Source organism: Pseudomonas sp. WS 5412, from assembly GCF_012985615.1.
GTDB classification, from domain to species: domain Bacteria; phylum Pseudomonadota; class Gammaproteobacteria; order Pseudomonadales; family Pseudomonadaceae; genus Aquipseudomonas; species Aquipseudomonas shahriarae.
Window position 1 is genome coordinate 51,573 of record NZ_JAARMB010000027.1, and the last position, 6,501, is coordinate 58,073.

9 protein-coding genes are annotated in these 6,501 nt (G+C 60.8%); 5 read left to right on the forward strand and 4 right to left on the reverse strand.

Translation table 11 applies throughout. The features are described 5' to 3' along the window. The first annotated feature begins 66 nt into the window (after nt 1–66). Complete coding sequence (locus tag HBR94_RS25785; protein ID WP_057441941.1) at nt 67–921, forward strand: LysR family transcriptional regulator; 855 nt, start codon at nt 67–69, stop codon at nt 919–921. Nucleotides 922–934: 13 nt separating this feature from the next. Here HBR94_RS25785 and HBR94_RS25790 read toward each other — a convergent pair whose 3' ends face one another. Genes HBR94_RS25790 through HBR94_RS25805 form a run of 4 tightly spaced genes read right to left on the reverse strand, consistent with a single transcriptional unit; the run spans nt 935 to nt 3,477 of the window. Next, on the reverse strand, nt 935–2,164 hold the full coding sequence (locus HBR94_RS25790; RefSeq protein ID WP_170045750.1) for an RNA polymerase sigma factor: 1,230 nt from the start codon (nt 2,162–2,164) through the stop codon (nt 935–937). Further along, nucleotides 2,161–2,637: an SRPBCC family protein gene (locus HBR94_RS25795; protein ID WP_057441942.1), complete on the reverse strand. Its 477-nt coding sequence runs from the start codon at nt 2,635–2,637 to the stop codon at nt 2,161–2,163. Before HBR94_RS25795 ends, HBR94_RS25790 begins: the two co-directional genes overlap by 4 nt. Before the next feature lie 32 nt (nt 2,638–2,669). Next, nucleotides 2,670–3,014 (reverse strand): YciI family protein, encoded by a 345-nt coding sequence (locus HBR94_RS25800; protein WP_057441944.1) that lies wholly within the window; start codon nt 3,012–3,014, stop codon nt 2,670–2,672. Between the two features lie 43 nt (nt 3,015–3,057). Beyond that, on the reverse strand, nt 3,058–3,477 hold the full coding sequence (locus tag HBR94_RS25805; protein WP_057960470.1) for a nuclear transport factor 2 family protein: 420 nt from the start codon (nt 3,475–3,477) through the stop codon (nt 3,058–3,060). A 148-nt stretch (nt 3,478–3,625) separates the two neighbouring features. Here HBR94_RS25805 and HBR94_RS25810 point away from each other — a divergent pair, with 148 nt between their 5' ends. From HBR94_RS25810 to HBR94_RS25825, 4 genes are all read left to right on the forward strand, one after another. After that, nucleotides 3,626–4,114 carry a GNAT family N-acetyltransferase gene (locus HBR94_RS25810; protein WP_170045751.1) on the forward strand — a complete coding sequence of 163 codons (489 nt, stop codon included), beginning with the start codon at nt 3,626–3,628 and terminating at the stop codon, nt 4,112–4,114. 70 nt (nt 4,115–4,184) lie between these two features. Then, nucleotides 4,185–4,439 carry a helix-turn-helix domain-containing protein gene (locus HBR94_RS25815; protein WP_170045752.1) on the forward strand — a complete coding sequence of 85 codons (255 nt, stop codon included), beginning with the start codon at nt 4,185–4,187 and terminating at the stop codon, nt 4,437–4,439. Further along, on the forward strand, nt 4,432–5,640 hold the full coding sequence (locus tag HBR94_RS25820) for a type II toxin-antitoxin system HipA family toxin (RefSeq protein WP_170045753.1): 1,209 nt from the start codon (nt 4,432–4,434) through the stop codon (nt 5,638–5,640). The genes HBR94_RS25815 and HBR94_RS25820 overlap by 8 nt, the downstream gene beginning before the upstream one ends. A gap of 31 nt (nt 5,641–5,671) precedes the next feature. Beyond that, nucleotides 5,672–6,277: a pyridoxamine 5'-phosphate oxidase family protein gene (locus HBR94_RS25825; protein ID WP_057441954.1), complete on the forward strand. Its 606-nt coding sequence runs from the start codon at nt 5,672–5,674 to the stop codon at nt 6,275–6,277. Nucleotides 6,278–6,501: the final 224 nt, after the last annotated feature.

Consider the following 6,501-nt stretch of genomic DNA (forward strand, 5'->3'; position numbering starts at 1 on the left):
GGTTGCCATCATCACTCCCGCACTCGATACTTCATAATCAATAACCATCGACCAAGGCGATAGATGATGGCCTCTCATGAAGTGTTGCAAGCGTTTGTGCAGGCGGCGACCCAAGGCTCGTTTTCGGCGGCGGCACGCAAGCTGGGCAAGAGCCAATCGACCGTCAGCGCCGCAGTGGCCAGCCTGGAGATTGATCTGGACGTGGTGCTGTTCGACCGCAGCAGCCGCAAACCCACCCTGACCCCGGCCGGGCATGTCCTGCTGCAACGCGCCGAGCAGGTGCTGGAGGCCAGCAGCCGCCTGGAGCTTGCCGCCAGCCAGTTGTCCCAAGGACTGGAACCCAAGCTCAGTATTGCCATGTCCGACACCTATCAGTCGGGACGTTTTGAAACGCTGCTCAGCGCCCTTGAGCAGCGTTATCCGGACCTGGAGCTGGAGTGGCTGATTGCCGAATGCGAAGACCTTATCGCCCTGGTCCAAAGCGGGCGGGCGCAGCTCGCGTTTATCGAGGCGCAGGAGGTCTACCCGCCAGACCTGACCCATGCCACCGTCGAAGAGCGCGCGCAACTTGCGCTGTTTGTATCGCCGCTGCATGCACTGGCCGGCCTTGAGGGCATCAACCAGCAAACCCTGGAACAACACCGGGAGCTGCGCCTGGCAAGCATCATCAGTCCCAACGAAAACCGGCCGAGCGGCCGTGTATGGTCCGCCCCCAGTTTTTTGATGCTGATGGAAATGGCCATCCTCGGTTTTGGCTGGGCCCCCTTGCCGCGCTGGCTGGTGGAGCGTTTTGCCAATGGCCAGCTGGTGGAGCTCAAGGCACGCGGCTGGCCACGTTCGGTGGCGGTGGATGCCTTGTGGTCACGACAACAGCCGCCGGGCCCGGCCGGCAGTTGGTTGCTGCAAAAGATGCTTGAGTAACCTCAGCCGGCGCCTACAAAGGGCTATCGGTGCAGGTTGCCAGGTGTCGTTCGATAAAGCGTTTTTCCGGGGCCTGCTGGGTCAGGCCCAGGGCTGTTTCATACGCCTGGCGCGCCTCTTTCATCCGCCCCAGTTGCCGACAGAACTCCCCCCGTGCCGAATGCGCCAGGTGGTAATCCCGTAACTCGCCACGCGCCAGGATCCCCTCGACTTGCTGCAACCCCGCCAACGGCCCATCGCGCATGGCCAGGGCAACGGCGCGGTTGAGCTCGATCACCGGCGACGGCAGCATCCGCAGCAGCACGTCATACAGGCCGACAATCTGTGGCCAGTCGGTCTGCGCCGCACTCGGGGCCTCGGCGTGTACCGCGGCAATCGCCGCTTGCAGGCAGTAAGGCCCGAAACGCCGGGTGGCCAGGGCCTGTTCTACCAACCCACAGCCCTGGGCAATCAGCGCTGCATCCCACAGCGTGCGGTCCTGCTCATCCAGCAGCACCAACTCAGCAGCGGCAGAAAGCCGGGCCGGGCGCCGGGATTCATGGAGCAGCATCAACGCCAGCAGGCCCATGACTTCCGGCTCCGGCAGCAACTCCAGGAGCAGGTGGCCCAGGCGGATGGCCTCGCGGGTCAAGTCGTCACGGGTCAGGTCAGCGCCCATGGACGCCGAATAGCCCTCGTTGAACACCAGATAAATCACCCGCAATACGCTGTCCAGGCGCTCGGGCAACTCCGCCAGGGACGGCACCTGGTAGGGAATCCTGGCCTCGCGGATCTTGCCCTTGGCCCGCACGATGCGCTGGGCGATGGTGGCCGGCGTGACCAGGAAGGCCCGGGCAATTTCCTCGGTGGTGAGGTCACAAATCTCACGCAGGGTAAGCGGCACTTGCGCATCCGCCGCCAGCGCCGGATGGCAGCAGGTAAAGATCAGGCGCAGGCGGTCGTCTTCCACGTCTTCGGCACTCCAGTCAGCCGCCTCCAGCGTATCGGCCTGCTCCTGCAACAAAGGGGTGAAACGGGCCTGGCGACGCAAGCGGTCGATGGCCTTGAAACGCCCGGCAGACACCAGCCACGCTCGGGGATTGTCGGGCACACCGTCCTGCTGCCAGCGTTCGACCGCGACGAAGAACGCCTCGTGCAGGGCTTCTTCGGCGAGGTCGAAATCCCCCAGCAGGCGAATCAACGTCGCCAGGATGCGCCGCGACTCACTGCGGTAGACCGCCTCGACTTGGGCCTTGACGGTCAATCGGGCATGCCCGTGGTCACCAGGGTCACCAGCCGGTCCAGGCTCTCGCCCCAGCCCTGATGAAAACCCATGGCTTCGTGGGCTTGTTTATCGGCTTCGCTCCAATGCATGGCGCGGGCGGTGTAGCGGGTCTTGCCAGCCACCTCCTCGAAGGTCACTTCGGCGCTCATAAACGGCTTGCCCGAGGGGATCCAGCCCGGCAGGAACGCATCGGTAAACACCAGGCGGCGCGGCGCGTCGATCTCCAGGAACACGCCCTGGGTCGGATACTCACTGCCGTCCGGCGCGCGCATCAGGGTGCGAAACAGGCCACCGACCCACAGGTTCATTTCGCACTCGGGCGTGGTCATGCCGTGGGGGCCCCACCATTGTTGCAAGAGCGCAGGCTCGGTCCAGGCGCGGAACACCCGGCTGGGCGGGGCGTCGATCACCCGGCTGATGGACAGTTCAAATGCAGCAGGTTGAGTGTTCATGGATAAACCTCCTGAGTTTTATAAGTGTTGGGTCAGAGATTCAAATCACGCACGGGGCGCACTTCCACGCTGCCGACCCGCGCCGCCGGAATACCGCCGGCCACCTGCAGCGCCTCATTCAAGTCCTTGGCTTCGATCAGGTAGAAGCCGGCAAGCTGCTCCTTGGTTTCGGCAAACGGTCCATCGGTGATCGACAACTTGCCGTTACGCATGCGCACGGTGGTGGCCGTGCTCACCGGCTGCAGGGCCTCGGCCGCAAGCATGCGGCCACTGCCGTGGACCGCCTCGGCGTAGGCGTGGCATTCCGGGTCCTTGGGGCTGTCGGGCAGGCTGTGCAGCAAAGCTTCGGCGCTGTAGACCAGGCACAGGTATTTCATGGCGTTCTCCGTTTTTCGGACTAATGACTATAGTTCGCGGTACTCACGGTTCCAGGTCGAACAGACCGGCGCCGGTTTCCATATCGAACGGTGCGGACCAATGCTCGTGCACCACCTTCCACTGGCCGTTGATCCGCTGGTAGCCGGCGCTGACCCGCATCCAGCAGGTTTTCAGCACGCCATCGGGCCCGGTGCCGCCGCAGTGGGCGAGCCAGTGGGCAAAGGCGCTGTCATCGGCGGCGACGATATGCAGTTCATGAAAGTCGAAAACACCGGGGCCCGGGCAAAACTCCATGCAGGCCTGCCAATGGGCACGGTAGGCCGCCTTGCCTTTGAACTGCAGGGCATTGACGGCGTCGAACGCGACGATATCGTCGGCGTAAAAGCTGACAATCTGCTCGACATCCTTGGCGACCACCGCTTGCTTCCATTGCTCGATCAGGGTGTTGATTGCGTTGCTCATGGCGATACTCCTCGGGGTGGAAAATCACAGAAGACACCCTTGGTCGAATGGGCCGCCTGCCAATCGACAAGCCTACAAAAAATAATTTCGCCAAGGGCAAAGCCGCTAGAATTTGCGACTTCCCTGTAGGACTTCGGATATCTGCTCGATGGAAACCCGCCTCGCGCCCTATGAGACGCTGACCGCTGTACAGCAACAGCAACTCACCACCCTCGAAGTCCACGTCGAGCAACTGGCCTATAGCGGCGATATCGACTGCGCGCTGAACAGCCTGCTGGTCAACCCAAGCCCCGGCATCAAGGGCTTTGCCTTGCTGGCCGACGAAATCCCCGTGGCCTTCCTGCTGCTCAAGCGCCCGCCCTGCCTGCCCCATTGGGCCGACGAACACAGCGCCACACTGCATGCCCTGCAAGTCGATCGCCACCAACAGGGCCGGGGCTTGGGCAAAGCCTGCCTGCAAGCCCTGCCCGCTGCCGCCCGCCTGGCCTGGCCACAGATCACGGCGTTGGAGTTGTCGGTGGACAGCGACAATGTGGCGGCAATGGGCTTGTATTTGCAGCAGGGCTGGGTAGACCGGGGCGAGGCGTATAAGGGGCGGGTGGGTTATGAGCGGCGGTTGGCACTGACACTCGGTTGATATCAGCGTTGACAATCCTAAAATGTAACGTATATATAACTTTAAAATACCAATGTAACGGTAACGCGACATGGATCCTGCACTTCTGAGCCAGAGAATCGGCAACCAGGTTCGCTCGATGCGCCTCAGCCGTGGCCATACCCAAGCACAGCTGGCAAAGCTGGCCGGTACGACGCGGCAAAAACTGATCGAGATTGAGCACGGCAGCTTGTCGGTGGCGATGAATGCCTACGCACGGGTTTTTGCAGCCTTGGGCAGTGAGGTCAAACTGGTCCCCGTCTCCATGCCAACGCTGGAGGAAGTGGAGGATTTGTTCAATGAGTAGCTACAAACTGCAGGTCCGAACGCCCGAAGGCGCAAGTGGCAGCGTGTTCGTCGGCACTGAGCACTACCACTTTCGCTACGCTGATGATGCCCTGGAGCAGAGTGCAATCAGCCTGCTGATGCCAGTGCGGGCCGAGGAGTATCGACGGCATGAACTGCACCCGATCTTTCAAATGAACCTGCCCGAAGGTTATGTACTGGAGCAACTGAAAAACCGTCTGGCGAAGACCGTCAAGGTAGATCCGATGCTGTTGTTGGCCCTGTCAGGCAGCAGCGCACCTATCGGCCGCGTTTTCACCTCGTCCGCGCAAGTCAACCAACTGATTGAGCGCAACAGCCCCGTGTCGTACGGTGAGCGTCTGGATGAAATCCTCGCCTGGGATGGTGCCGAGGATTTGTTTACCCATCTGGTCGATCGCTACATCCTTCGCGCCGGCATTTCCGGGGTACAGCCTAAGGTATTGGTACCCGAAATCCCGCTGATACCGGAACAGAAATTCACATCGAAAACCAACGATCTGATCATCAAGAGCGGGCGTGACGAGTTTCCAGGCCTGGCGATCAACGAATACCTGTGTATGTCGATTGCAAGGGAGGCAGGTATCCCCGTGCCCCCCTTCTACTTGTCACAGAACCACAAGCTTTTCATCATGCGCCGCTTTGATCGGGACGAAAAACTCAACCCCCTGGGCTTTGAAGACATGACCACATTGATGGGCCTGTCCGCCGAGCAGAAATACAGCAAGAGCTACAACATGATTGCCAAGGCTGTTCGCCTCTTTTGTGCAATCGAACATGAACGCAGCTCCCTGGAGCAGTTGTTCGATAGCGTTGCGCTGAGCTGTATCGTCGGCAATGGTGATGCCCATCTGAAAAATTTTGGCTTACTCTACAGCGATCCACTCAAACGTGACGCCCGTCTTGCACCCGCTTATGACATCGCCAATACCACCGCCTATATTCCCGAAGACGCCCTGGCTCTGGACCTGGACGGCAACCGCTCATTCTTTGCGTCACGCTTGGGAATCCTTGAGTTTGCCAAGACCTGCAGCATAGAAAACGCCGAGGAGCGCATCCGGGCTCTGCTGCAGACCCTTGAAGTGGTGCTCGCACGTGAAGACGATTATTGTCGGCAAGCACCCCACGTTGCTCAGGCCATCCGGCTATCAGCGCAGGGCTACCAACGCAGCTTTGGCGGATAATCGCCAGCGCTCCCTGGGCAAGGAGACCCACATGCTAACCACCCTGGACCAACTCGAAACCCTCTACGGCCTGCCCCACGAGCGTGCCCTGCGCAAGGAAATCGCGTTTCTCAATGAGGATTACCAGGCGATGGTCAAAGCCTCGCCGCTGGTGATTGTCAGTTCTTCAGGCGCCGATGGCCTCGACGGCTCGCCTCGGGGCGATGTGCCGGGGTTTGTGCGGATCATTGATGAGCGCACGCTGGCGATCCCCGATCGGCCGGGCAATAACCGCCTCGATACCTTGCGTAACCTGTTGGTGGATCCGCGGATTGCCTTGCTGTTCATCATTCCGGGGATCGGTGAGACGTTGCGGGTCAACGGGCGGGCGCAGATATCCATCGAACCTGAGTTGCTGCAGAGCTTTGCGGTCAACGGCAAGCCGGCGCGGTCGGTGATTGTGGTGCAGGTAGAGGCGGCGTATTTCCACTGCTCGAAAGCTTTTGTGCGCTCCGATTGCTGGAACCCGGACAAGCATGTGGAGCGTTCGACACTGCCGTCAGCGGGGGCTTTTCACAAGCGTTTGAATGATGGGCAGTTTGATGCCGAGGCCTACGACCGGGAAATGCCGGAGCGGGTCAAGGCCACGTTGTATTGAGGCACTGGCCGGCTCGGGCGCCCTTGAGATCGCCATCGCGGGCGAGCCCGCTCCCACAGGTAATTGCGCCGTACCTGGCTTTGAGTAACCCCCCGATACAAATGTGGGAGATTCTATGGTTTTGGGGAAGCCCCCAAAACCGCTTTTGACTGGTATTCGCTCAGGTTTTTCATGAGCGAAAAGGCGATGCGCGCCAGCTTGCGGCCAATGATGACCAGGGCTTG

Bases quoted from the DNA above. Each gene is read 5' to 3' on its own strand.
- HBR94_RS25785 (WP_057441941.1), top strand. From the start codon at position 67: ATGGCCTCTCATGAAGTGTTGCAAGCGTTTGTGCAGGCGGCGACCCAA.
- HBR94_RS25795 (WP_057441942.1), bottom strand. From the start codon at position 2,637: ATGAACACTCAACCTGCTGCATTTGAACTGTCCATCAGCCGGGTGATC.
- HBR94_RS25800 (WP_057441944.1), bottom strand. From the start codon at position 3,014: ATGAAATACCTGTGCCTGGTCTACAGCGCCGAAGCTTTGCTGCACAGC.
- HBR94_RS25805 (WP_057960470.1), bottom strand. From the start codon at position 3,477: ATGAGCAACGCAATCAACACCCTGATCGAGCAATGGAAGCAAGCGGTG.
- HBR94_RS25810 (WP_170045751.1), top strand. From the start codon at position 3,626: ATGGAAACCCGCCTCGCGCCCTATGAGACGCTGACCGCTGTACAGCAA.
- HBR94_RS25815 (WP_170045752.1), top strand. From the start codon at position 4,185: ATGGATCCTGCACTTCTGAGCCAGAGAATCGGCAACCAGGTTCGCTCG.
- HBR94_RS25820 (WP_170045753.1), top strand. From the start codon at position 4,432: ATGAGTAGCTACAAACTGCAGGTCCGAACGCCCGAAGGCGCAAGTGGC.
- HBR94_RS25825 (WP_057441954.1), top strand. From the start codon at position 5,672: ATGCTAACCACCCTGGACCAACTCGAAACCCTCTACGGCCTGCCCCAC.